This window comes from Paraburkholderia haematera (genome assembly GCF_905220975.1).
Taxonomy (GTDB): Bacteria; Pseudomonadota; Gammaproteobacteria; order Burkholderiales; family Burkholderiaceae; genus Paraburkholderia; species Paraburkholderia haematera.
In genome coordinates, this window is the sequence record NZ_CAJNBK010000009.1 from 60,914 (window position 1) to 85,592 (window position 24,679).

A 24,679-nucleotide genomic window follows, 5' to 3' on the forward strand; every position below is an offset into this window, starting at 1 on the left:
TGTGCTATCGCTGCCACCGGGAAACGTGCCCAGGTCTGTCACCCCCCCCTTTTTCAAACAGACAAGCGTGCGTGTTCCCGCCCGCGGTGATCGAATAGCCGACCACCTGGCCGCGCTCGTTGATCCCGAGAGCGTTGCTGTAGTTAGAGCCACCGGGGAGCGCGCCGAGATCCCTGATGATGAAACTTTGGCCTGCGGCAGGCTGGAATGCGGCGACAGCGAGCAGGGTGAAAACAATCAGGGCGCGGCGAACATAGTGCACACTGCTAACTACCTTGAATGCGGATTGCATAGCAAACCCCTTTCCTGAGCCGTAACCTGGATCGCGATCGGCCACCTGGCCGTAAGCGCGCCGAATGCATTTTGACAAAGACGTAGCCAATTAGAGAGGTGCAGCGCTATTTCGGAATCCATGAGAATCGTGGATAGGGGCGTTGCGGCATGCACTGCAGGGCGACCACACAAAGCGATCATAACCATCCAGGAGCATGGTCTATTGCCGTTTCAACCAAAGTGGGCTCTCACAAGCAAAGAGAGACCAAGGACAGACAGGCACCAGACGCCTGCTAAAGCCGGCTGAACTTTGAATGACTCACTACGGGGCAGCCAGAGGCATATGCACCAACATCGACATAAACGTCGGCACGACTTCGATTCATGTGTGGCACAACGGGGTACAACTTGCGTCTCGATTTAGGCGCAGATCGATAGAAAGTCGAGTTTTTTGTAGATAAAAAATCCGCATATAAATGCCGTTCGTGCAACTGCATCAGGACAAATTGCGCTGGGTTGCATCGGAAAGCCGACATGATTAGTTCGGATTGCTGATCGGCACAACCCAGACGTGAGGTTGATCCACCATTGATCACCGTGATCAATGACGAGATTACCCATTATCCGCTTGCCGTGTTGGAGATTAGAAGATGTGTGCAGATAGAAGGTACCGACCACTCTAGTCTATGGAGTGCCTTTATTCAACTTATTAAATAGCGAGGCAAATTAATGACAATGCAAAATTGCGATGACTTGCCTTTGCTCGATAGCGGACTAAACGATCGCTCGGGTTTGAGCGCTCGACCCGCTGGACCTCTTACGCTGAATGCGCGAAAGTCAGCAGCAAGGCGCGCCAAGTAGCGAATCCGGCATGGCACCGACGGAGACAAAAGAACCTGATCAGGTTCCGGCATCTGCGGCCCCCGCGACCGGCCAATGTGGCACGCGAGTCACCGACAGCTTCGGCAGGCAGCAGAAGGAGTAGAAGCGTCGACCGGTTGAATCCAAGGCCGCGTGCTGCCGATCGTCGAGAGGCAGGGTGCGGCCATGAAGCTTCATTCGCCCGTCGCGCCGCTCCCACGTTGAGAAGTCGGCGGTATTCGCTTATTCGCCCCCCCGATCATGGACGGTCTTTATATAGTAGTGCAGAAAAAAACCGAATGCGTGGTCGAAATATTTAATAACGATAAAGACATGTGAAAGCACGGTGCCGATTCCCGTGAAGGGACGAGACAACGGCAATGAACAATGATGCGCTCATGGCCTTTGCTGCGTACGGCTTATGGTAGTCCAGTCCAGCGCCATGGGCGAATTATGCGATGTGAATCGCAGTGAAAGTAATTCGTTAGAAAATTCACACGCCATCGACTTTTTTTTGTCCCTGAATTGTCATTGCCTCCCTATAATTTCTCCTCGTCGTAACGCTTTGTAAGAGAGGCAGCGTCTCCACATATGGAGCTGCCCGTCGTTTCCACGCGCCACATTACCGATTGCTCGTCCGAGTAACGTCATGGAGGCGTTCGTGAAGAAAATTGTCAATGTAATTAGTACCCCCGCATTTAGAGGCGGCCTGCTTTGCAGCGCCGTTGCCTTCGCGCTTGCCTCAGCTATCTGGCCGGCAGTCGCGCAAAGCCAGCAGCAGGCCGCCGCGGTGAACACCGCGTCGCCGATCAAGCATGTCATCGTGGTGGTCGGCGAGAACCGTACGTTCGATCACGTATTCGGCGCTTACACGCCGCGCCAGGGGCAGACGGTGGCGAACCTGCTGTCGAAGGGCATCATCACGGCCGACGGCCGCCCAGGCCCTAACTTCGCGCTAGCCACGCAATACACGGCCAGCGCCACGGACCCGAAGCGCTTCGATATGGCGCCAGGCGGCAAACAGCCCTATACGGTGCTCCCGGCACCGAATACCGGCGGTACGACAAGCACGCCTAGCGATACCAATCCGCCGCCGTTCGCGACGCTCGCCGCGGCTCAGGCCGCCGAGGGCGCCATGATTGAGCCTTGGGATGTCGTGCACCTGACTACCGGGGCGAGCGGCGTTCCGCAGCATAGCGTCGATACGCGCTTCGGTTCGAACACGTATAACCTGCCGAATGGACCGTATCAGATCTCGCGCGTCGGGCCTGACTATGATCAGTACATCAACAGCCCGGTGCACCGCTTCTACCAGAATTGGCAACAGGCCGATTGCAGCCTCGATCACGCCACGCTCGATAATCCGAGCGGTTGCCAGATGGATCTATTCGCATGGGTCGAGACCTCGATTGGCGCCGGTTCGAACGGCAAGCCGCAGCCCGCGAATTTCAACGACGAGACCACCGGCGAAGGCGCAACCGCGCTCGGCTATTACAACGTGAATACAGGCGACATGCCGTACTTCACGCATCTTGCGCGCCAATTCACGATTAGCGACAACTATCACCAGCCGGTGATGGGCGGCACGGGCGCAAACAGCATCATGATCGGCACGGCTGACGCGCTCTACTACACGGACGGCAACGGCAATGCCGCGAAACCGCCTGCCGATCAGATCGAGAATCCGCTGCCGCAGCAGGGCACCAACAACTACTACACACAGGACGGCTATTCGGGCGGCACGTATACCAACTGCTCGGACAGTCATCAGCCCGGCGCCGGCACGCTGCGCCACTATCTGGACCGCTTGCCGTACAAGCCGGACGCGAAGTGCGAGCCGAACACGTATTACCTGCTGAACAACTACAACCCCGGCTACAACGGGGACGGCACGGTGAATACAAGCACGTTCACGATCCCGCCGTCGCCGGTGCGCACGATCGCCGACACGCTGATCGAGAAGAGCATCTCGTGGAAGTACTACGGCGAAGGCTGGAATACGTTTGTCAAGACGCCGGCCACGAGTGTCTACTGCAATATCTGCAACCCGTTCCTGTATGAAACCGCGATCATGACGAACCCCGCGCTCGTCAGTGCGCATCTGCAGGACACGACCGATCTGTATGCGGACATTGCGAACGGCACGCTGCCGGCGGTTTCATTCGTGAAGCCGGGCGGTCTGCTCGACGGGCACCCGGAGTCGTCGAAGTTCGGGCTCTTTGAATCGTTCGTGCACAAGCTGGTCGACAAGGTACAGCGCGATCCGAGCCTGTGGGCTTCGACGGCGATCCTGGTCACGACCGACGAAGGCGGCGGCTACTACGACTCAGGCTACATCCAGCCGCTCGATTACTTCGGCGACGGCCCGCGTATTCCGATGATCGTCGTGTCGGCATACTCGCGCGGCGGCCGTGTCGCGCATCAGTACTCGGATCACGCGTCGATCCTGAAATTCATCGAACGCAACTGGCATCTGAAGCCGATCACGCAGAGAAGCCGCGACAATCTGCCGAATCCGATCCAGCTGCAGACGCATCCGTATGTGCCGGTCAATTCGCCCGCAATCGGCGATCTGTTCGACGCGTTCGAGTTTCCGCGCACGCCGTAACGGCGTGGCATGGCGGGCAGGGCCGAACCGGCTCTGCCGATCTGGAGGATTTCACCGCGCGGCCGGCCTGGCGCGCGGTTTTTTTACTTCTGGCGTTGGTGTTTGCGCTTGCGTGCCGCCTTGAGCGCACGGACCGCCGCCACTATTGATATCGTGCCGCATGCGCGGCTGCCCGGACGCTTTTCAACATGTCGCACCAGCGCTTGCTGCCATTGCGGGTGGGAGTTGAAGAGGTCGGCACAAATTGCGGTTTTGCAGCAACTTTACGCCGGCTGCGGGGCCAAACTGGTCAACGCGTCGGGGCGGCCACGATCATCTGGCTTCTCGTCAGCCGACAATTGCCGAAGACACGTCTTCGCCCTCAGTGAACGTTTCCAACGCACAATAAGCGGCATGCGACCTGGCGTGGACGGATGGCCGTTAGACCTTGGAACTGGCCGGTGGGACCACGCCTGGTTGAAGGGCAGTTCAGGGTCGGACGTGTGAGTTCGCCGATGCAGAAAGCTGCCGTTCCGCTTTGTGGTGCCGTGACCGTCAGCAATGTGGAGGATTGCTGACAGCGGCATCGAGTAGTTGGACGGCAGTTTCTCGCATCAGCGGACTCACACTCCCGCCCCACAAAAGACCTTCGCGCCCACCTCGACGACAGCCTACTTCCGGCCGTGCAGCAGACGTTCGGTAGAATCCGCACGACCCCCTGTCGCTGCCGGATCGAACAAGCAAGCGGCCTTGTTTTCCAGAATGTGACCGCGGCACACGTGTGCGATTCACCGACATCACGATTGCAGGAAAACCGAACACCCCTGTCCTAAAGAGAAATTAAAACTCGCAGCGCCGGATCTTCGAATACCGATCAATCTGGTCAAGCAACTTTTCCTTCTGGTCGTCACTGGCGAATGCTGCACGTACTCCGTTCTTGACCAGGTGCGTGATATCGTGGACATCGAAGCCATATGCCCGGGACACCTCGACATAATTCGTTACGAGATCGGTACCGATCATTGCCGGATCGTCAGAATTGAGCGTCAGGAACACGCCTGCATCCCACATTTTTCGAAATGCGTGAGTTGCCAGATCAGGGTATTTGGCAGGGTCGACTGCAATGCTCGACAGAGGACAGCTAGTAACAGGTGTCTGGGATTCTACGAGCTGCGCCAATAAGGTTCGATCTTCTACGGCTCTCAGCCCGTGGTCTATCCGCTCAAGCGGCAACTCGCGGATCGCCTCCCAAATGAATTCGGCCCCCTCCTCCCAGCCGAGATGCGCTGTTGTGTGAAACCCAAGCGCCGCCGCAAGCCTGAACGCCGACGTGTGCGTACTCGGCGGGATACCAAGTTCCTGACTGTCCATTCCTACAGCAACTATCCCTGCTTCGTTCCGGTAAGGGACCAATTGTTCAATGAAATCGACAGCGTCTTCGGGCGAGATGGATCGGTCGATATCGGCAATGAAGTTGATCGATACGCCAAACTGTTCCAGACAGATCTTCCTTCCCGCCGCCAATCCGTTAATCACCGTATCAAGCGCAATACCCCGTCGCGCGTGATATGCAAAGGTGAACATCACCTCACGATAGAGAATGTTTTGCCGTAGCGCGTCAGCCCCCATGTCAACCACCACGTCTGAGAAGTCCTCGCTCGTGTTCAACGTTCCGCACATGAGCGAAAACATGTTCAGAAACTCGTCGAGATTCGCGTACGTCATGGCCGCGTTGACTGCTTCCGGACCATCAAAAGGCAAGGAGATGCGATTTCTCTCTGCAAGAGCAATAACTCGTTCGGGAGTAATGCTGCCCTCCAGATGGACGTGCAGTTCTGCCTTAGGAATACCTCGGATGAAATCTACAAGTCTATCGTCGTTCATGGTCGGATCGCCGGTCTCTGAGATGCCCCGGCTGACGCCCAGGCAGGAAACTCAAGCTTACCGGCGGGCCCGCAGCGAAGTAAGGGGGAAAATGCAGCGCATCGTCTCTGTTCTGGAACAGCTGAACGTAAAGCGCACTGCATTCAGCCGGCCTTGGTCGGCCGGTCGGCAGTGTAGTACTGGAGCGATTCGATCCGGTCGAACGACTCGACCATCAAATCGATGAAAGCTCGAAGCTTCCTCCCCATATAACGTTGGCGTTGGTACATGCAATAAACTGGAACCCTTGGCGCTTGCCAGGCTGCCAGAACGGGTTGCAACAAGCCACTTTCCACTTCATTGTGCGCGAAGAATTCTGGCAAGATTGCTATGCCGTGCCCACGGATCGCCATGGTTTTAACGACCCAATAGTCGTTGCTCGACGCTATGACACGCAGATTGCACTGATCTTCCTCACCCGTCGAATCATGCCTTACAGTGACGTCGGCTGACTGCTGACCGAGTACAAGCGAACGGTGCTGGCAGAGTTCCGCAGGGGCAGCGGGTTCACCGAACGTCCTGATGTAGTCACTACTGGCGAAAAAGCGGTAACGGAGGTGCCCAAGGAGCCGCGCAGCGAGGTCGAGATCGTCTCGCGGAGAAGAGCACACATAACAATCAATATCGTTGCCTAGCGCAGTTGACGAATCACTCACCAGATCCATGTGGCAAACAACATTGGGATGTCGACCAACGTATTTGCGCAGAATGTGCCCAACATAAGAGGTTGCAAGGTGGCTCGTCGACACAATAGTAAGATGTCCGCACACGCCGTCGGACAGGTCGCGAACTGACGCGCGTGCTTCCTCCAGTCCCACTTCCATATCGTCGATCAGGCGCACACAGTTCTTGTAGAAATCTCGTGCAGCCTCGGTCGGCACAGACTTACGCACGGATCGTACAAAAAGCTGCACGCCAAGTGACTCCTCCAGGCGCGCGAGATGTCGATTCAGCGTTGCCTTCGGAATACCCGTCGCATTCTCCGCAGCGGTTACGCTCCCGTTTCGCATAACGAGTATGAACGCCTCGATTACCTTGTAGTCCTGCATCCGTGGTCCTTTCCTGATTACCGTCGCAGCCGTCTTACAGAGTAGCCATATGGTCGACCGCAGCGCCGTCGGCGACGTAAAAATGGATGACGCTGATCTGCTCGAACGACTCAATCATCAAATCGATCAAGCCACTGACCTTTCGTCCGAGAAGACGCCGCTTCGGATAGGCACAATACACAGGCAACGCCGGTGCTTCCCACTCTTCGAGTACGGGCTGCAAGGTGCCCGCGTCGACCTCAGGGCGTGCAAAGAAATCTGGCAGAGCCGCAACACCATAACCATCAATCGCCATCGTCTTCATGATCCAGTAGTCATTGGTCGAACCACCCACTGGTATTTCACATTCAACGATCTGGTCGCATGAGGTCAGTCGGATGGTGACCTCGCTCAAATTACGTTGTAACACCAAACATTTATGATCGATCAGATCGGATGGTGCTCGTGGTATACCGAACTTCTTGAGGTAGGCAGGACTTGCGAAGAGCCGACACTTGAGCTTTCCCAACAGGAATGTCGTCAAATTTGGATCAGCGGGCGGTGCGGTCGACACATAACAATCGACGTTGTCTGCCCTCGTCGGCGTCGGATCGCAAACAATGTCGAGCCGGCAAACAACGGCCGGATGGAGCTCCATATACCTGCTAAGGATATGGGTCACATACGAGGAACTCAGGCAACTCACGGTGACAATGCTCAGTTCACCGGAGATCCCATCAGCCAGGTTTTGGACAACGGCTTTTGCCTCTTCGAATTCCGCGTTGACAGAATCCAGCAAGCGTTGGGAATGCACATAAAACTGACGTCCGGCTTCGGTCGGCACGGCCCGACGTGCTGAACGCTGGAAAAGCTGCACACCCAATGATTCCTCGAGTCGAGAAATCAGGCGACTCAACGTTGCTTTCGGGATGCCACTGTGCGTTTCCGCCGCGGACAGGCTACCGTACCGCATAGCCAATACGAAGGCCTCGATCAGTTTCAGATCCGTCATTATTCGGTCCGCAGTTGGAAAAGCATGACGCCGTCAGTGCGGCGCACCCTCTACGTAGAGATCTCGACACTATGCAAAGCAACCGATGCTTTATCAATGAGTGCGTCCCCCTACAGGGCCTTTGAATCACTTCCGAGCGGCACCTTTCGGCGCCACAGCATGGGACCAAGCTGCCAAAGCAAACATCACGCCACCGAGGACCCTCTATGCGGCAATAGACGTGCGTCCTTTTCAGCGTCCTTTTCAGCTGCCTGTTAGCGACACATGAAAATTCAGGCGTCAACCCTAATCTCGCATAGGGAATGACTCACCTCCGAAATTAGATCCCGAAGCCACCGAACTTCTTTCGAGGACGCACTGCGTTCGTGCCACCATTGAAAGTAACTTACGCGACTAAATCTGGAAGGCGCGCGAACGATTGCCAGGGGCTGAAACTGAACGTAGCGTGCAGCGGAAAATCTTGAGGTGGTCAATACAAGATCAGAGCTGACCAGGACGTACGGAGCCAGATCGGCGTGGATTGTAGCAACCACGTTTCGCGCCTTCCCAGCGCGCCGCAACACCTGTTCGACCAGGTGTCGATGGTGCGAATCCTCGGACATTGACACAAGATGACGGGCGCTCACGTAGTCCTCGAGTGATACAGGCGAAGAAACCGCAAACGGGTGATCGTCGCTGACGACACACACCGTGTCATCCTCAAAGAGCGGCAAGCGACGTAATTGAGCCGACTGACTTGTCCAACTGCCGATAGCGATATCTAGTTCACCGCGTTGAAGTGCGCCTTCGTAGTCAAATGTCAGCCCCGCTGAAGAGCACTCCAGCGTGGCATGGGGTGCGGCGTCACGAAAAAGCGCAACAAGACGGGGGACAAACGTCGTGCTGACGCAGTCGGGGCATCCGACCCGATAGGTTCGTCTTGAATGCCCCGGATCGAACTCACGCTGGAGATGTGCAACGAACTGGATTTCACGGAGCGCGAAATCCGCCGCCTCATATAGCTGCAATCCATACTCGGTAGGCACCATCTTCCGCTTCCCCCTAACGAGGATAGGGTCCCCAGCAATGGTCCTCAGACGTCGCAATGCGACACTGACTTGTGATTGGGACTGGTTAAGCTTGTCGGCGGCCCGGGTTATGCTTCGCTCAGTTACCACTGCATGCAGAACCTTGAGCTCGTATATATCAATGGTTTCGCGTCTGCGCGACATACATTCTCATTGTTTCGTCAATCATCCACTCCTCGCCAAGGTCCGGCAACTTACCTCCGCATGCCGCGTGCTTTCGACTCGGATCTACTCCGGAGCAGGAGAGACGGACTCCAGGTGGATATTGAAGCCATACACCCATTGCCTCGCGTGGGTCGCTATGACATGGTTGAAGTCCGTTGGTCCGCAGCAGTAAATCTGAGTGCTTGCCGGAATGGCTTCGACGACGTAGCCAACAAGCCGATCGATCGCCGGTGGATCGAGCCCGCCGTGATAATGAACGTGTCCGTTGCGCTCCAGGTCACTCAACTCAACCCGATGGGTCACCGCTCCGAACGAGGGCACGAAGTAATGCAGATCGAAAGCGCGCTGCCTGAACGAGAGTTCTCGAGCGATCGCGAGCAATGGGGTGAGACCAATATCGTGCGCGAACAGAAGTACTTTTTCGGAAGAATCGAGCAACTGGAAAGTGTCGCGCGGTGTGCTCATGGCAAGAAGATCTCCGTCATACCCGTCATTCTCGTGTGATTGGTCTGGGTGAAAAAACGGGCGACGCTCTGACAACGTCGCCCCAATCCCCTTGCACTAGCTGCTACCTGCCCTTGGCGCAGCCCCTTCAAACACCTGACGCGACGCGATGATCCGCGCCCCCGCGGATTCGCGGTGACTCACGTCAACGCTGCAAACTCATCTTCGTCGGTACGCAACGCCGAGAGCGCCCGGCATGCGAGATGAACTACGGAACACAATCATGACTACGATCGCCGTGATATATGGCAATGCCAGCAGAAGTTCATACGGAAACGTGGACCCTCCCGCCTGGGCCTGCAGTTGCAGTGCCTGCAGAAAGGCAAACAGCGCTGTGACTGCCGGAACCCGCCACACCCGCCAGTTAGCGGCAACGACGATCACGATAGCGATCCATCCGCGCCCAGCTGTCATGTCTTCGATAAAGCGCATGGATGATCCGACGCTCAAGGACGCTCCAGCCAGGCCAGCCATGCATCCGCCGAACACGATCGCGAGATACCTGCGCAACGCCACGCTTCGACCCGCCGTGTCCACGAGTTTCGGGTTCTCGCCGAGACTTCGCAACTCGAGACCAAAGCGTGTGCGATGAAGAATGAACGCGACAACGGGGATCATGGCAAAGGCTATGTACGTCAGCAAACTCTGGGTAAAGAGCAACTCACCGACAAATGGCAGGTTGCCTAAGAGCGGAATCTTGATCAGTCCAAGCGGTTCAATGACGGCTCTCTCGGCAGGGACCGTCCTGCTGAGCGACCTGAACGCATAAGCCGTGATCGCGGAGCCGAGCAGATTGATTGCCAGCCCCATGACGAACTGCTCGATCCGTAACGTGACAACGGTAAACGCCATCAGCAAACTCATGGCGGCGCCTGCCACTATCGCTGCTGAAATCCCTAGCGCTGCCGACCCGCTCAGGAATGTCACCAGGAACGCGACAAAGCATCCGGTCAGCATCGTGCCTTCAACGCCAAGATTCATCACACCAGAGACTTCCGCAACCAGCTCGCCGAGCGCGGCAAGCAGCAGCGGCGTAAGCAGCCGTACGGTCGCCGCGAGGACGCTGGCGATAATCGCCTGATTAAAAAAATCATGCATCGCTGCCTCTCCTTGCCACGTACGTTTGACCGACGGCTTCCGTCAGCAGGAAGCATATGAGCAGAATCGCCTGCATCGCGCGCGCGATGGTACTCGGCACACCCGCCTCGAGTTGCATGGCGGCACTCCCCGTATTCAGCGCCCCGAAGAACAGCGCAGCCAGCATCGCACCAACCGGACTTAAGCGTCCGAGCATGGCGACCATGATTCCGCTATACCCGACCCCGCTCGCTATGGTTAATGTCAGTCGCCAGTCGGATCCGAGAATTTGCACGGCACCACATACACCTGAAATCGCTCCACTGATAGCAAACACCTTGATGCAGGTCGTTGCTGGGTTGATCCCTTTGAACAATGACGTTCTAGGGTTGAAACCAAACGAGCGTAATTCAAATCCAAATGTACTTCGGTGCAACATCACCGAGACCATGATTGCCAGCCCAATTGCGACTATGATTCCGGCGTTCAGCGTGCCCTCCGCATTGAGCTGCGGCAGATGGACACGGTCGCTTACCAGGCTTGACTGGACATAGGTCGCCGAGGATTCGGACCAGAGATGTCCAAGGAGATACATCAATAAAAAAACCGCAACGTAGTTGAGCATCATCGTCGAAACGATCTCGTTGACGCTCCATTTCACTCTCGCGAATGCCGGAGGCAAGCTCCACGCAACGCCCCCCAATGCGCCCGCCAGCAGTGGAAGTATCCAGGCTAGCGGTTGTGGGAAACCAGCGCACAGTAGAGAGGCGCCGTAACAAAAAATCGCTCCCAAAACCAGCTGCCCCTCCTGACCGACCGTCCAGATGCGAGCCCGATACGCAACAAGCGTGGCCAGCGCGGTCATGAATAGCGGAGTAGCGTTGACAAGCGTGTCGATGCATTCCTGCGCGCCGCCGAAGGCGCCGTCCAGCAATGCGCTCAGTGCAGGACCCACGCGATAACCTGCCACCACAAGTAGAATGCAGGACAATGCAAGCCCTAGCACGCTGCCCGCGAATGTAGTCGTGAGCACAGCAGTCCACGCGCGACCAGGAAGCGATAAGCGCAATTTCCTATCGGGCATTTTTTCAAGCCTCACATTCATATCTCGGCCCTATTAGGGGATGACGAGTCAGTGCCGCCCGCCATCAGGTGTCCAATCTGTTCAATCGACACGTCGTCAGAATCGAAGACGCCAGCAATCCGCCCCTCGTACATCACCGCAATGCGGTCACTCAAGGCGAACAGATCGTCGAGTTCGTCGGATGCCAGCAAAATCGCATAACCCTCGCGACGCTTTTCAAGTAGCAGTTGATAAATGCTTTCAATCACACCGACGTCGACGCCACGAGTCGGTTGGTTCGCAAGCAGGACCTTGGACGCCTGGAACAACTCGCGAGCAATGACGACCTTTTGAGCGTTTCCGCCTGACAACGTGTTGACCGGCGTATCAACCGAACGTGTCGCGATTGAGAAGCGCTCCACCGACTGTTCCGCGAAGTGGCGGGCTCGCCGCCTTAAGAGAAATCCAGATCGGCTGAACTCCGGATCCCGTTGCCGGCCGAGCGTAAGGTTGTCGATCAGACCAAATTCGCCGACCAGACCTTCCGCATATCGATCTTGTGGCACGTGACCTATCCCGGCTCGGGATACCGCAGCAGGGCTTGCGTTCGTTACGTCGACCCCGTCGCACAGTATCTGCCCCGCCAGCACCCGCCCGATTCCCGCAATAAGCTCGAATAACTCTTTCTGACCATTGCCCGACACGCCGGCAATTCCAACGATTTCTCCGCGATGCACCCCTAGGGAGAGGTTACTGATCGCGCGCCGTCCGCCGGAGGATGAGATGTTTCTCATTTCCAGCCGCAGTTCGCCAGGGGGCCTGGGATCTCTACGCGGTGTCGCGGTCACCCTGCCCACCATGAACTTCGAGAGATCCGCTTTATCGCAATCAGCGGTCGCTACCGTAGTAACCACTTTGCCCTTGCGCATCACCGTGACCCGGTCACACTGGAGCACCTCGTCCAGCTTATGCGTAATCAGCAAGACAGCCGTCCCATGTTGATTGAGTTCGCGAAGAACATCGAACAGACGTACAGACTCCTGCGGCGTCAGCACCGCAGTCGGCTCGTCGAGGATCAGCAGGCTAACGTCCAGATAAAGGCATTTGAGAATTTCCGCCCACTGCTGTTGGCCGACATCCAGTTCACCTACAGGCGCGTCCAGATCAACCTGTAGCTTGTGGCGGCGACACAGGGTGGACAGCGCTTCTTTTGTCTCCTTTGTCTTTTGAAGTAAGCCGCGCCCCGGCGTCCCAGCAATGACGTTCTCGACCACCGTCAGCGTCGGTACCAAAACAAAGTGCTGATGGACCATCCCAATACCTAAACGGCACGCGTCCAGCGGTGATCGGAGGTGAGCTGGGCGGTCAAGCACGTCAATCGAACCGCTATCAGCCTGGAGGTAGCCACTTATGCAACCCGTGAGGGTCGATTTTCCGGCACCGTTCTCACCCAGCAGGCAATGCATTTCGCCGCGCCTGATTTCAAGCGATACGTCACTCAACGCAACGAAGTTCCCGAAGCGCTTCGAGAGATGGTGAACGCGCAATTGTGATTCCATAGTCTTCTCGCAGAGGCTGTCTAGTTTGAAGATACGGGCTTCGCGACGTCGAGCGGGACGGCAAACTGTTTATTCTCGATTTTGACCTTGACTGCGCTGACCTTCGCGGCAACGTCTGCCGGTATTGGAAAATCGTGGTACGGCGCAAGGTCTGCCCCTCCTTGAGCCATGCCGAAATAGCGTTTGTCCATATTGCCGTTGAATGGCTTATCGCTTGTGCGCGCCTCATACCACTGATCGATGATCCATTGAAAAGCGGGATGCCAGCTCCCCAGCGCACTAGTCGCGATATATTGCGGTGCAACCGGGTTCCAATCGCGATAGCCTCCGTAGCAGGTTATCTTCTGCTGCTTGCACGCTTCGAACGAGGAACTGAGCATTAACTCCTGATCGGCGCCAGCCGAAACCTGTGCCTTCATCGCTTCCACCGCCATGGGCGGATCCCACCAACTCGCGATAAACGACACCTTTTGCTTGATGTTCGGACGCACACTCTTCGCTCCAGCAAAGAACGCATTGATGGCATCGTTCGTGTCCTCAGTCGGATAACCCGCAACGGCGCCGAGTACCCCTGTCTTTGTCAGCTGACCCGCGACCATGCCTGCCAGATAGGCCGGCTCAAAAATGCGGTTGTAGACGACATAAACGTTGCCACCCATCGGCTCATTGGGTGCGCCGGTCAGAACGAACAGCGTGTTCGGATACTGCGCCCGAATTCGCCGCACCTGATCCGCGTACCCCGCCGCTGCCCAAACGATGTCGTAACCCTTTCTGGCATAGAGGCGCAGCGCGGCCTCTGCGGCGTCACCCCATACGTTTTCCGTATAGACAGGATCATTGAACTCCAGCCCATGCGGTTTCTTTGCCTTGATATCTGCCCAGGCGGCGAGGAGAGTGGCATTCCACGGGTCGTCTGGCCCCGATCCGAACACCGCGGCAATCTTCACTTGCTTCGGCGGTTCCGCGTATACCATCGACGTCGATAGTCCCAGCACGACGAAGAATACAAATCGCAAACAGATGCTTGTCGTCCGCCATACGTGTCTGGCTCTTGAGTACATCATGATGAAACTCCGTAGAAAACAATCAAAAAACGTGGCGATCAAAACACCCACTCAAGCATGACTTGTGGGAAGAATTCGTTCGTGGCCTTTGAAACGTACGGGATCGTCTTGACGCCATACGTATTGTGCGACCATTGAAGCTGGATACCGGTGTAGAACTGATCGGGCCGCTCCCAAAGTAGCAACCCTGTGTCGAGAAGCAGGGCGTCCTGCGTGGTGAAATAGGCCACCGCGTCGTAGTTCGAGTTCACATGGGAACGGCGCCCGCCGTACCACTGCACGTATCCCTCCGTTTTCCAGCGTGTTGGGCCAATGTAAAACGTCGACCGGTAATAGAAATTCACAGAAGGCTGGACGGAGTATTTCGTTTCACTCTGGATGTTCTGATACACCCCTGCCGTTACGCCCGCGAAGTCGAAGCCAGGAATGTCCAGCAGGAAGTCGAGCCCCCAGAACAGATCTTTGCTGTCCACACCGGCGTAAACCACTTCCGCGCCTGAGTTGCCGGCATTCCCCTGGTTCTGGGTACCCGCATAGAAATCCTTGGACGTGGAGAACTGCCAGCCCGGAGCGAACCTGATCTCCTTCACTGGGCCGAACGAAAGGTCCTTGCCGAAGATCTTGTTCAGGCTGAGAAACTCCCATCCCTGGGTGTACATCCGGTAGTCGTTGTGATCGAACCCGTTCTGAAAATAGAAATAGGTCGCGCCATATTTCCATCCATTGCTGTAGTTCAGCTGAAACATGGTCAGCGAGCTCGAGCCGCCGGTGGGATTGCCGGTCGTGTTGTCGATGCCACCACTGTACTGCTTGAAACCACTCCCGTAGTAGAGCTGTGCATCCAGTTCCTGCCAGTCAGCTGCGGCATAGGCTGGAACACTCGTTGTTAAAGCTGCGAGACTTACTATCAGCAAGATTGCGCTGTTTTTCATGGTGACCCCGTGGCAGATGCGGCGAGTAGCGGACAAGAGACAAGAAGCAGTCACGAGGATGCTGGACTGATTACATCCGTCAGGCGTGCTCGTCGAAGTGAATGTATGTAGCGAAAAAGTGCTGCATAAGGGTCATCGTGAAATGTCTCGTTTCATTTCCGGAACAGGCTCCGAAAGTGACACGCGGACCGCGACGTCGCCGCACAAATCGTCGGCGCAGCCGTTCCATGCACGCACGAAGGCGCGCACGATGTTCGTGCCCAACTGCATGGTGAGTCAGAGGTAAACGAGGGTCGCCGTGCTGGCGCGATATTGACCGATGATGTGCGAGGCGACGTTTGCGGGCTACGATCCAACACGCGTCAGCGTGGAAAGTGTGCCTGGCAGGCGTGGAAATGCGCGGCACACAGGCGCGTGTGTCGCGCGGCCCACCCGTATGCCGCGTTCAGCCGAGCAGCACCTTCGCGTGATGTGCGATGTGATCCTCGATGAACGTCGAGATGAAGTAATACCCGTGGTCGTAGCCTGCATGACGGCGCAACGTCAGCGGCTGTCCCGCGGCCTTGCAGGCCGCTTCGAACACATCCGGATTCAGCTGCTCGGCGAGGAACTGATCCGCGAGCCCCTGATCGATCAGGATCCCTTCCTTGAACTTGCGTGACGACCGCGTGACCAGTTCGCTCGAGTCATACTGACGCCACGCTTCACGGTCTTCGCCCAGATATCCGCTGAACGCCTTCACGCCCCACGGGCACTGTGAAGGCGCGGCGATCGGCGCGAACGCCGACACCGACCGATAGATCTCCGGGTTGCGCAGCGCCAGCATCAACGCGCCGTGACCACCCATCGAATGTCCGAAGATACCCAGACGCGCGCCGTCCACCGGCAGATTCGCGAGCACCGTTTCGCGCAGTTCATCGCGCACATACGAGTACATCCGGTAGTGCGTCGCCCACGGCTGCTGCGTCGCGTTGACGTAAAACCCCGCGCCCACGCCGAAGTCCCACGCCGCGCTTTCGCCCGGCACGCCCGCACCGCGCGGACTGGTGTCCGGCGCGACGAGAGCAATGCCGTGCTGTGCCGCGAAGCGCTGCGCGCCCGCCTTGACCGGAAAGGTTTCTTCGGTGCAGGTCAGACCCGCGAGGTAGAACAGCGCAGGCACATTCGCGTTGGCCTGCATGGCCTGCGGCGGCAGATAAACCGAGAAGCGCATCGGCAGACCGATGGTCTGCGAGTCGTGGCGGTAGATCCGCTGCTCGCCACCATGGCAGGCATGCGACGACAATAGTTCAAGCATCGACTTGTTCCTTTCCGTTCTGGGTCGGTGGCGCATAGATGCCGCGTTAGTACAACACCACCGAGCGGATCGACTCTCCCTTCTTCATCAGGTCGAAGCCTTCGTTGATGCGTTCGAGCGGCAAGTGGTGCGTGATCAGATCGTCGATATTGATCTTGCCTTCCATGTACCAGTCGACGATCTTCGGTACGTCCGTACGCCCGCGTGCGCCGCCGAATGCCGAGCCCTTCCACTCGCGGCCCGTCACCAGCTGGAACGGACGCGTGCTGATCTCCTCGCCCGCCGCCGCCACGCCGATGATGAACGACTGGCCCCAGCCCTTGTGCGTGCACTCCAACGCCTGACGCATCACCTTGGTGTTGCCGATGCATTCGAATGAGTAGTCCGCACCGCCATCGGTGAGTTGCACGATGTGATCGACCACGTTCTCGACTTCGTTCGGGTTGACGAAGTGGGTCATGCCGAATTTCTTCGCCAACTCAATGCGGCCCGGATTGATGTCGACGCCGATGATCTTGTCGGCGCCCACCATCTTCGCGCCCTGGATCACGTTCAGGCCGATGCCGCCGAGACCGAACACGACCACGTTCGCGCCCGCTTCGACCTTCGCCGAATAGACGACCGCACCAACGCCCGTCGTCACGCCGCAGCCGATGTAGCAGATCTTGTCGAACGGCGCGTCTTCTCGCACCTTCGCAACGGCGATTTCCGGCACGACGATGTAGTTCGAAAACGTAGACGTGCCCATGTAGTGAAACAGCGGCTTGCCGTCGAGCGAGAAACGCGAGGTCGCATCGGGCATCAGGCCGCGACCTTGCGTCGAACGGATCGCCTGGCAAAGATTGGTCTTGCGCGACAGACAGAATTTGCACTGGCGGCATTCCGGTGTGTAGAGCGGAATGACGTGGTCGCCTTTTTTCAGCGTGCCTACGCCGGGACCGACATCGACGATCACGCCCGCGCCTTCGTGGCCGAGAATCGCAGGGAAGATGCCTTCCGGATCGGCGCCCGAGAGCGTGTAGTAATCCGTGTGACAGATCCCTGTTGCCTTCACTTCGATCAGGACTTCACCGGCACGCGGGCCTTCCAGATCAACTTCTTCGATCGTCAACGGGGCGCCGGCTTTCCATGCGATTGCTGCTTTGGTCTTCATCTCATCTTTCCTTGAATATTCGTCTGAACGATCCCGGTTGCGCCTCGCGCGGGAAGCGCGTCGACGCACGGCAATCGATTTCCCAGAAATTTTTTGCAAAGATCGAACATTTCCGCTCGATCGAGCTAACCTGGTCTGAATCGTTACAGATCCAGGACAAGCAGTTCAGACTTGGCTCGCGAACAGCACGGAGTGAACTGATCGTTCTTCGCCTTCTCGACATCGGTCAGATACACATCACGATGGTCCGGCTCGCCGCCAAGAACGCGCGTCACACACGTACCACATACGCCCTGCTCACATGAGACCGGTATGTCGATACCCTGCTCCGTAAGAACGGCAGTAACTGTCTTATCCGCAGGAATCTCAACAACCCGGCCGCTACTTGCGATCCGCACAAGAAAAGAGGCCTGACTTGCCCGATCGATGTGCTTGGCACCAAAATACTCGAGGTGGATTGTCTCCTCAGCCCACCCCAAGCGCTTCGCACCTTGCACAACATAGTCGATGAAACCTGCCGGTCCGCATACATAAAGATGCGTGTCCAAATCGGGCTCCGCGAGTACCGTCGAGAGCATTAACCGCTGATCGTCACTGCCGTCGTCATAGTGGAAATGGACGTCTCGTGCATATGCGGCGCTGCCAATCCGGGTCCGGAACGCTGCCCGACTCTCCGAGCGCGCGCAATAATGCATCTCGAACTGCGCATCAGTTTGTGCGAGCCCCTCCGCCATACATAATATTGGTGTGATGCCGATGCCGCCGGCAAACAGTAGCGAGCGTCTCGCTTCGACCAGCGGAAAGTGATTACGCGGTGCGCTTATCGTAACCAGGTCGCCTTCATGGATCTCATCATGCATGGCTATCGACCCACCACGCGAGTTCGGTTCACGTAGCACGGCGATTAAATAACGGTGCTGCTCACTGGGATCGTTGCAGAGTGAATACTGACGACTCAGTGTTGGACGGATATATACGTCGATATGCGATCCGGCCGAGAATTTCGGAAGTGGAGTGCCATCGACGGAAGCCAATTCGTAGCTGAATACATCTTCTGCCTCACGTTGCTTACGTGTGACTCTTACGGAGAGTTGATTCATGGATGGTCCTGCTGTCTACAAAAAGACGCGTCAATTCAAACGTGCGGCGCAAAAATTCCCGGCATGCCGATAAAACCGTTCAGATGACGGACCCGATCAATCCAGCGCCTGATCGCGGGAAAATCGTCGCGCGAAATCCCGCCTTCCTGCGAAAGCGCGATATAGGGAAAGCAGGCGATATCGGCGATCGTCGGCCACTCTGCCGCGAGCCACAGCCCCCCTTCCATCTCCGTCTCGGCAAGATGGTCATCAATCAGCCTGAAAATGACTCGCGCGTCTCGACGAGCGGATTCGACGTCCAGTTCATAGCCCAATGCGTCGTGCAGTCGCGCAGCTGACGCAGTTCGGGTGATGTCGTCCGCAACTGCAAGCCATGCGCAGACCTGTGCGCGGGTTTGAGGATCTGCCGGGAACCAGTTCGACTGGGGGTCGTAAGCACTCGCGAGATAGACCAGAATCGCCTGTGCGTCGCGCAGTCGACATTGGCCGTCTTCCAGGACGGGCAGTTGGCCCCAAGGGTTGATCGCCAGAAATTCTGCAGACTTGTGCTCACGTCCCGGGTAAAAATCAACCGCGACTGTTTCGTATTGAAGTCCAATAATGTTCATGAACAATCTAAGCTTGTAGCAGTTGCCTGAGAGTTCGTAGTTGTAGAGCTTGATCATGTATGAAGGCCTCTTTTTCTGTTCGTGGGTTCTTTACCGATGCACACCGTAGGTCACACCCTTATCGTGCAACCAGCGCCGGTAGGCGATAGACATCGCATCCGCGCGCGTTGGCACTTCTGTGCGTGGGTCGAGAGGCATGCGTTTAGGCAACTGACTTTCAAGAATCGGTTTGTCCTGACCGAAGATCAGCTGCATGAATGAAATCAGTTCGGCGTCGCTGCTGACGTCATCAAAATATCCGAGCAATGAGTGAACCAGGCATTGCTCTTCTGTTTGAGGTTGAACACAGAGGAGAACAAAGTCGAAGTAGCCGGGACGCGCAGGCGACGATTTGTACAGCATCGTCACAAACGGCTGCATGACGCGATAGGTGTATTCGACTTCGAACCCGTCGGCCGCTGACGGCGCGGCTTTAGGCTGCCAGAATCGGCAGTTGGTGGCCCACAGTTCATCTACGTCAGGATTCAACGTAACCTTGTATTCCTTGACTTCGCTGTGAGGTTCCTTTCCAAGCCAGCCAGAGTGCACGTACGGAAGATGAGCCATGTCGAGAAAGTTCTCGACGACGCGCAGGCCGGACGTATTGACGCCGATCGAACCGCAGGGAATGATCCGCCGCCCAGCCTGGTCGAACTCGGCAATATCAAACAAGGGCTTCATCGGTTTCTGGAAAGCGATCCAGATCATCCTGTACCGCTCGCATACAAAGATCGGCGAGATGTCCTGATCACGCGGACCGTTTCGAACATTCGCACAAGGGCGGCCTGATGCATCTCGTGTCAGGATGACCTCTTTTCCCAACACTCTGGTGTGAAGCGATCGTTTGGCGGACAACTTGTCGCTGCTCGCAGCGACAAGCCAGTCCTCGGCAAGCGTCGACTCGAAATCGGTTTTCATGGAAAATCCCCTATCGGAATGCTCTCGATGCATTTCGCACCGGCTTGTCAGGCGCTCGTGACCGTCCCAAACGTCACACCCCGGCGTTGCAGCCAACGACGGTACGCGATCGATGCGGCGTCAGCGCGCGCAGGCGTTTCCGTCCGCGCTCCTAATGGAAGACGCGCGGGCAGCTGGTTCTCGAGAATCGGCTTGTCCTGACCAAAAATGGTTTGTTGAAACGCGATCAACTGCGTGTCGTTGTGAGCTTCGTCGTATAGCAACATCATTAAATGTGCGCGGCTTTCCACACCGCTCAGCGGCTGGACGAACAATGCAATGACATCGCGCTGGTCGGGTCGAGCGGGGCTCGACTTGTACAAGATTGCACTGAACGGTTGCATCACCCGGTACGTGTAATGAACGTCCATTCCCGACGAGGCGGCAGCCGCCGCTTTCGGCTGCCAGAAGACACAGTCGGTTGCCCACAATTCGTCGTTATCGTCCAGCGCGACCCGGTACTCCTTCACTTCCGTATGCGGTTCCTTGCCAAGAATTTCGGTGTGCACATAGGGGAAGTGGCCCATGTCCAGAAAATTTTCGATCATCCGCAAGCCTGACGTCCGCACGCCGAAGGCGCCACAGTCGATGAGCCGCCGACCTGGCTGGTCGAATTCGGGCAGCAGAAATAGCGGTGCTTTCGGCTCACCTAACGAAACCCATGTGTAGCCGTAGCGGTCCATCGCCCGATACCGCTCCTTGGACGTTGGGTATGGAGCCGCTACCGGGCCGTCCTCTTCTCGCCAGATGGCAACAGGCCGCCCGAGCAACTTCGTGGTCGTGGCGAACGCCGTTAGGCGCTGGGCGGCGCAGACGACAAACCAATCGTCACGAAGGACGTTGTCTAACGAGTCTTCCTGCTGATTGATCATCACGAACTCCAGGTAAGATCGCTCATTGCGCGACTAGCTCGATTTGATTTCGCAAAGTCTTGAAGGCGGAAGTCGCGCGCTTTAGCGTCTGCATCCTGCTGTCCCCCGATGGGGGGGTGTCCGCCCAGAGATACGCGACCGTGCGGTCGGATGCCATGGGTTGCAAAAAGAGGAGCGTAGATTCGCCGCCATCGGTGCCAGAAGCCAAAACCGCATGGCCTCTATCTTCGTATTTCTGATCGACTTGATTTAGCAAAGACACACGGACTTCCTCCGGTGCCCGGTAGAGCACAAAGCCGCGGCAAAACGATCGCGCGGCCCGACCGAGATCGAGTGGAGACCATGGTGCATCGCTGAGCGTGACCCACACCATGCCCTGATCTTCCCGAACGGAGAACGTTTTAGCGCACGCGCTCTTCGGCGGAGTCAGTGTCGGATTGGCGGGAATCGTCAAACATTGCCCCTGCGGCGCAAATTTCCAACCGTGATAAGCGCAAATCAATGTGTCGCCGACAATCCGCCCAAGCGTAAAGCGGGTGCCTCTATGCGGACAGCGGTTCTCCCATGCGTGCAATTCCCCGTCGGACGAGCGCCAGAGCGCCAACTCCTGACCATCAAGAAACGCCTGCACGATCAAACCAGCTTGAATTTCGTTAGAAGCTGCGACCGGGTACCAATGAGCAGTCGCATCAAAGCGCTCAAACCCGAGTTTTTCCAATTAACACTCCCGTTTGTTTCTAAAGTTTCCCTGGACCCCGCATCGTCGCCGCGGGTTTGACAACCGAAAGCATCGCAACCGCAGCGCCCCCGGTCGCAATGTCCTGCGACATCGAGCTAACCGATACCGGGTTGTTGGAACATTAAAGTTTGCTGAGGACGGCCGTAAGGGGGAAAAAATGAAGGGTCGTTCCAATTTTGAAACACCACTTGGCGATCTAACGGAGACGCGTGGTTTCTAGCCGAGGCAACCCATACGCCGAGTGCCCTGCCTCAGGTAGACAAAGCTCCGTCCCTTCTGTTTGAATGTGGGATCTCTACGATGCGTGCCATGCGGGCACCTCGAAGCCGAAAGTAGCAGCGTAGATAGCGAAACCGCACACGAGTGGGTCGAAAGTACGCATTCGCTGAATGCGTAAGCGGCGGTCCGGGACGGGCAAGTCATGAATGGCCGTTCGGCAACCTGCAGCGGCCACCTCAAGGCCGATGAGCAAACGTCGGCTCCGGCCGATCACCCGCTCTTTATGTCGCCTCGGCCAACGGCAGATTGTCGGCCGAAGCGGACGTTGGGACGGGCTGGATCCAGCGTCAGCAATGTGTTCCATTGATGACGCTGACGCCGTCAAGCAACTGAACGGCCGCTGTTCCACTTGGTGAACTCACACTCCCGACCCAACTTGGCCACACGCCGATTGAGGACAAAGGTCAGCTACGGGACCAGCAGCGGACGCTGGCCCGAACCTCGCAAAATCGGTCGCGACTATTCAGGATAGGGCCGTCTGAGAGTTCGCCATTATTCACCCAGCTTATCGCCGGTCGAAATAACGTTTGCGAACTTTCTGTTAGCGCCTCGTCACACTTGTACGCGCTGGATGGCGCCAGCGACCGCTCGCACGGCGAGCAGGTATCCATCAACACCAAGGCCACATATCACGCCGCGTGCCACCAATGAGATCAGCGAATGTCGATACTGTTCCTCCCGCTGATGGATGTTGGTGATGTGCACCTCAATCACAGGTTGGCGAATCAGCTTGACTGCATCCAGCACGGGTATCGACGCAAACGAAAACCCCGCTGGGTTGATGACGACGGCCGCGTCCTTCTCGAAGGCTTCCTGCAACCAGTCGACCATCACGCCTTCGTGGTTCGTTTGGCGAAAATCGCATTCCAGGCCAAGCTCGGCCGTGAGGGCTTCAGTACGCTCTTTCACCTGAGCAAGGGTCGTCGTGCCATACAGGTGCGGTTCGCGCTTGCCGAGCATGTTCAGGTTCGAACCGTTCAGGACATAAACAAGTGGTTTCATCTGCATTGCCTGCGTTTCAGTGAGAATGGGATTGAGTGGGCGCGTGCGCTGATGATCCAATGACTTCTTCCGCAGAGTCGACTCGGTTCATGTCGATACCCAGCGTTTCGGGGGCGGTGAGGATTGCGATAAGCGAAATGACGTTGAACGTGACGCACACTGTGACAACGGCCCACGGGGAGCCATTGCAAAGGGCGAAGAGCCAGACCGCAAGAACAGGCATCGGCCCCCCAGCGACCAGATTGGCACCGGTATAGGCAAGCGCCGAGCCGGAGTAGCGCACGTTGGTTGGGAATGCCTCAGCGAATGCAACGGGTTGGATGCCGCTCTGGAATTGGGTGAATCCGAGAAAGAAGCCCATTGCTGTCAGCATGGGCACGAAACTCTTCGTATCAAGAATCTGAAAGTACACGAACAACATGAGCAAGGTCCCGGTCGAGCCGATCGCGAGAGCTTTCTTGCGACCGATACGATCGCTCAGCATGCCGCCGGCTAGCGCGCCGACGATGGCACACACGTTCGCGCCCATCAACAGCAGGACGCCCGTCTGTTTCGGCACGCCCAGCGTTTTCGTGACATAACTCAACGAGAACACAACGATCAGATAGAACATGATTCGATTGCAGCAGCGCTCGGGAAAACTCACCCAAACGTTAGCTTCGAGGCCATAAGACATCATGCGCTGCTTCTCAATGACAGAGGGCTCGCGGTGCAACATGGAGTCGGCAACTGGCGCATTACCGACATTGGGCACAATGCTGTCGCCTCGAATCCGGCGCACGTAACTCATATGCACACCAAACTCAGTCAATGATGCGCCAGAAAATGGAGGGCCCGGCGGAAGCCGGGCGAATTTCGGACGCAAAAGCCATTCAGTCAAACGCCTTTCAGCCGCTCCCGGCACGCACGCCGCAGATCATTCACTCGCCGCAGATTGCAGTCAACCTCGGACAGGCCACCTCTTTTGGGCCGGACGCCGCCTTTACCGCGATGCAGTCTGCAATCGGCGAATTGATGCGGGCCCAGGGGATGAAGCAGGAAACCGCCAAGTATGCGGCCAGTACCCGACGTTGCGCAGGCGATAGCGATGCACGGCTTGCATGCAAGCAGGAAAACGACGTCCTGCGCGAGTCGGTTGTTGGGCGGTCTCGCCGCCTGACGAGGAATCCGGCAAGACGCCAGCTTCCGCCTTTGCGCCGTCAAGATTTAGTTTGCTTTTCGACGGCATTGAGCGCATGGTGAAATGATTCAGATGTATCTGGTCACGCTTTTTTCGCATCCGGACAGGCATGGTTTCATGACGGTCAGTATCGCTAAGGAGCGCGTCATCTTGACCATTCCCACCATCGGATACCAAAGGTACGAGCTACATGCGTACTCTCGCCAGGTATTCCGTGACCCGTATGCCAACGGTCCAAGGCCGTTCTCATCGATCGTGCGAATCGACAACATTCCGTCCACCGAGGTCAAGGCCCTGCGCCAGGCGGCGTTGTTCGACACGGTAAGTCCCACCACCGC

The 24,679-nt window shown here is 57.0% G+C and carries 20 protein-coding genes and 1 pseudogene; 1 reads left to right on the forward strand and 20 read right to left on the reverse strand.

The window, feature by feature from the left end; all coding sequences use genetic code 11:
• Positions 1-4: 4 nt before the first annotated feature.
• A complete protein-coding gene (locus KHO23_RS35105; RefSeq protein WP_236066898.1) occupies positions 5-292 on the reverse strand; it encodes a hypothetical protein in 288 nt (95 codons plus the stop codon).
• 1,491 nt (positions 293-1,783) lie between these two features.
• Between KHO23_RS35105 and KHO23_RS17605 the strand changes: the two genes are divergently transcribed.
• Positions 1,784-3,742 (forward strand): alkaline phosphatase family protein, encoded by a 1,959-nt coding sequence (locus KHO23_RS17605; RefSeq protein ID WP_211612501.1) that lies wholly within the window; start codon positions 1,784-1,786, stop codon positions 3,740-3,742.
• An 819-nt stretch (positions 3,743-4,561) separates the two neighbouring features.
• Here the strand turns inward: KHO23_RS17605 and add are convergent.
• The 19 genes and pseudogenes from add to KHO23_RS17700 form a co-directional block, all read right to left on the reverse strand.
• Positions 4,562-5,605, reverse strand: coding sequence for an adenosine deaminase (gene add, locus KHO23_RS17610; protein WP_211612502.1), 1,044 nt, complete (start codon positions 5,603-5,605; stop codon positions 4,562-4,564).
• Between the two features lie 143 nt (positions 5,606-5,748).
• Positions 5,749-6,693 (reverse strand): LysR family transcriptional regulator, encoded by a 945-nt coding sequence (locus KHO23_RS17615; protein ID WP_211612503.1) that lies wholly within the window; start codon positions 6,691-6,693, stop codon positions 5,749-5,751.
• Positions 6,694-6,727: 34 nt separating this feature from the next.
• Complete coding sequence (locus KHO23_RS17620; protein ID WP_211612504.1) at positions 6,728-7,684, reverse strand: LysR family transcriptional regulator; 957 nt, start codon at positions 7,682-7,684, stop codon at positions 6,728-6,730.
• 272 nt (positions 7,685-7,956) lie between these two features.
• A complete protein-coding gene (locus KHO23_RS17625; protein WP_211612505.1) occupies positions 7,957-8,895 on the reverse strand; it encodes a LysR family transcriptional regulator in 939 nt (312 codons plus the stop codon).
• Between the two features lie 84 nt (positions 8,896-8,979).
• Positions 8,980-9,381, reverse strand: a complete 402-nt coding sequence (locus KHO23_RS17630) for a ferredoxin reductase domain-containing protein (RefSeq protein ID WP_211612506.1) — start codon at positions 9,379-9,381, stop codon at positions 8,980-8,982.
• Positions 9,382-9,579: 198 nt separating this feature from the next.
• The gene (locus KHO23_RS17635; RefSeq protein WP_211612507.1) at positions 9,580-10,518 is read right to left on the reverse strand and encodes an ABC transporter permease; all 939 of its coding nucleotides are present in this window, start codon (positions 10,516-10,518) and stop codon (positions 9,580-9,582) included.
• On the reverse strand, positions 10,511-11,530 hold the full coding sequence (locus KHO23_RS17640) for an ABC transporter permease (RefSeq protein ID WP_211612508.1): 1,020 nt from the start codon (positions 11,528-11,530) through the stop codon (positions 10,511-10,513). Before KHO23_RS17640 ends, KHO23_RS17635 begins: the two co-directional genes overlap by 8 nt.
• Before the next feature lie 68 nt (positions 11,531-11,598).
• Positions 11,599-13,119 carry an ABC transporter ATP-binding protein gene (locus KHO23_RS17645; protein ID WP_211612509.1) on the reverse strand — a complete coding sequence of 507 codons (1,521 nt, stop codon included), beginning with the start codon at positions 13,117-13,119 and terminating at the stop codon, positions 11,599-11,601.
• Positions 13,120-13,139: 20 nt separating this feature from the next.
• Positions 13,140-14,183, reverse strand: coding sequence for a BMP family ABC transporter substrate-binding protein (locus KHO23_RS17650; RefSeq protein ID WP_211612510.1), 1,044 nt, complete (start codon positions 14,181-14,183; stop codon positions 13,140-13,142).
• A gap of 38 nt (positions 14,184-14,221) precedes the next feature.
• On the reverse strand, positions 14,222-15,115 hold the full coding sequence (locus tag KHO23_RS17655) for a hypothetical protein (RefSeq protein ID WP_211612511.1): 894 nt from the start codon (positions 15,113-15,115) through the stop codon (positions 14,222-14,224).
• A 445-nt stretch (positions 15,116-15,560) separates the two neighbouring features.
• Positions 15,561-16,412, reverse strand: coding sequence for an S-formylglutathione hydrolase (fghA, locus tag KHO23_RS17660; protein ID WP_211612512.1), 852 nt, complete (start codon positions 16,410-16,412; stop codon positions 15,561-15,563).
• Between the two features lie 46 nt (positions 16,413-16,458).
• Positions 16,459-17,565 (reverse strand): S-(hydroxymethyl)glutathione dehydrogenase/class III alcohol dehydrogenase, encoded by a 1,107-nt coding sequence (locus KHO23_RS17665; RefSeq protein ID WP_211612513.1) that lies wholly within the window; start codon positions 17,563-17,565, stop codon positions 16,459-16,461.
• Positions 17,566-17,708: 143 nt separating this feature from the next.
• The gene (locus KHO23_RS17670) at positions 17,709-18,665 is read right to left on the reverse strand and encodes a PDR/VanB family oxidoreductase (RefSeq protein ID WP_211612514.1); all 957 of its coding nucleotides are present in this window, start codon (positions 18,663-18,665) and stop codon (positions 17,709-17,711) included.
• Positions 18,666-18,700: 35 nt separating this feature from the next.
• Positions 18,701-19,330, reverse strand: a complete 630-nt coding sequence (locus KHO23_RS17675; protein ID WP_211612515.1) for a glutathione S-transferase family protein — start codon at positions 19,328-19,330, stop codon at positions 18,701-18,703.
• 33 nt (positions 19,331-19,363) lie between these two features.
• On the reverse strand, positions 19,364-20,230 hold the full coding sequence (locus KHO23_RS17680) for an aromatic ring-hydroxylating oxygenase subunit alpha (RefSeq protein WP_211612516.1): 867 nt from the start codon (positions 20,228-20,230) through the stop codon (positions 19,364-19,366).
• 47 nt (positions 20,231-20,277) lie between these two features.
• Entirely contained in the window at positions 20,278-21,141 is an 864-nt protein-coding gene (locus tag KHO23_RS17685; protein ID WP_211612517.1) for an aromatic ring-hydroxylating oxygenase subunit alpha, read from the reverse strand.
• 22 nt (positions 21,142-21,163) lie between these two features.
• The gene (locus KHO23_RS17690) at positions 21,164-21,859 is read right to left on the reverse strand and encodes a Rieske (2Fe-2S) protein (RefSeq protein WP_211612518.1); all 696 of its coding nucleotides are present in this window, start codon (positions 21,857-21,859) and stop codon (positions 21,164-21,166) included.
• A gap of 852 nt (positions 21,860-22,711) precedes the next feature.
• Positions 22,712-23,161: a type II 3-dehydroquinate dehydratase gene (locus KHO23_RS17695; protein WP_211612519.1), complete on the reverse strand. Its 450-nt coding sequence runs from the start codon at positions 23,159-23,161 to the stop codon at positions 22,712-22,714.
• A 16-nt stretch (positions 23,162-23,177) separates the two neighbouring features.
• Positions 23,178-23,774 (reverse strand): annotated as a pseudogene (locus tag KHO23_RS17700) (MFS transporter); the annotation flags it as partial.
• Between the last annotated feature and the right edge of the window lie 905 nt (positions 23,775-24,679).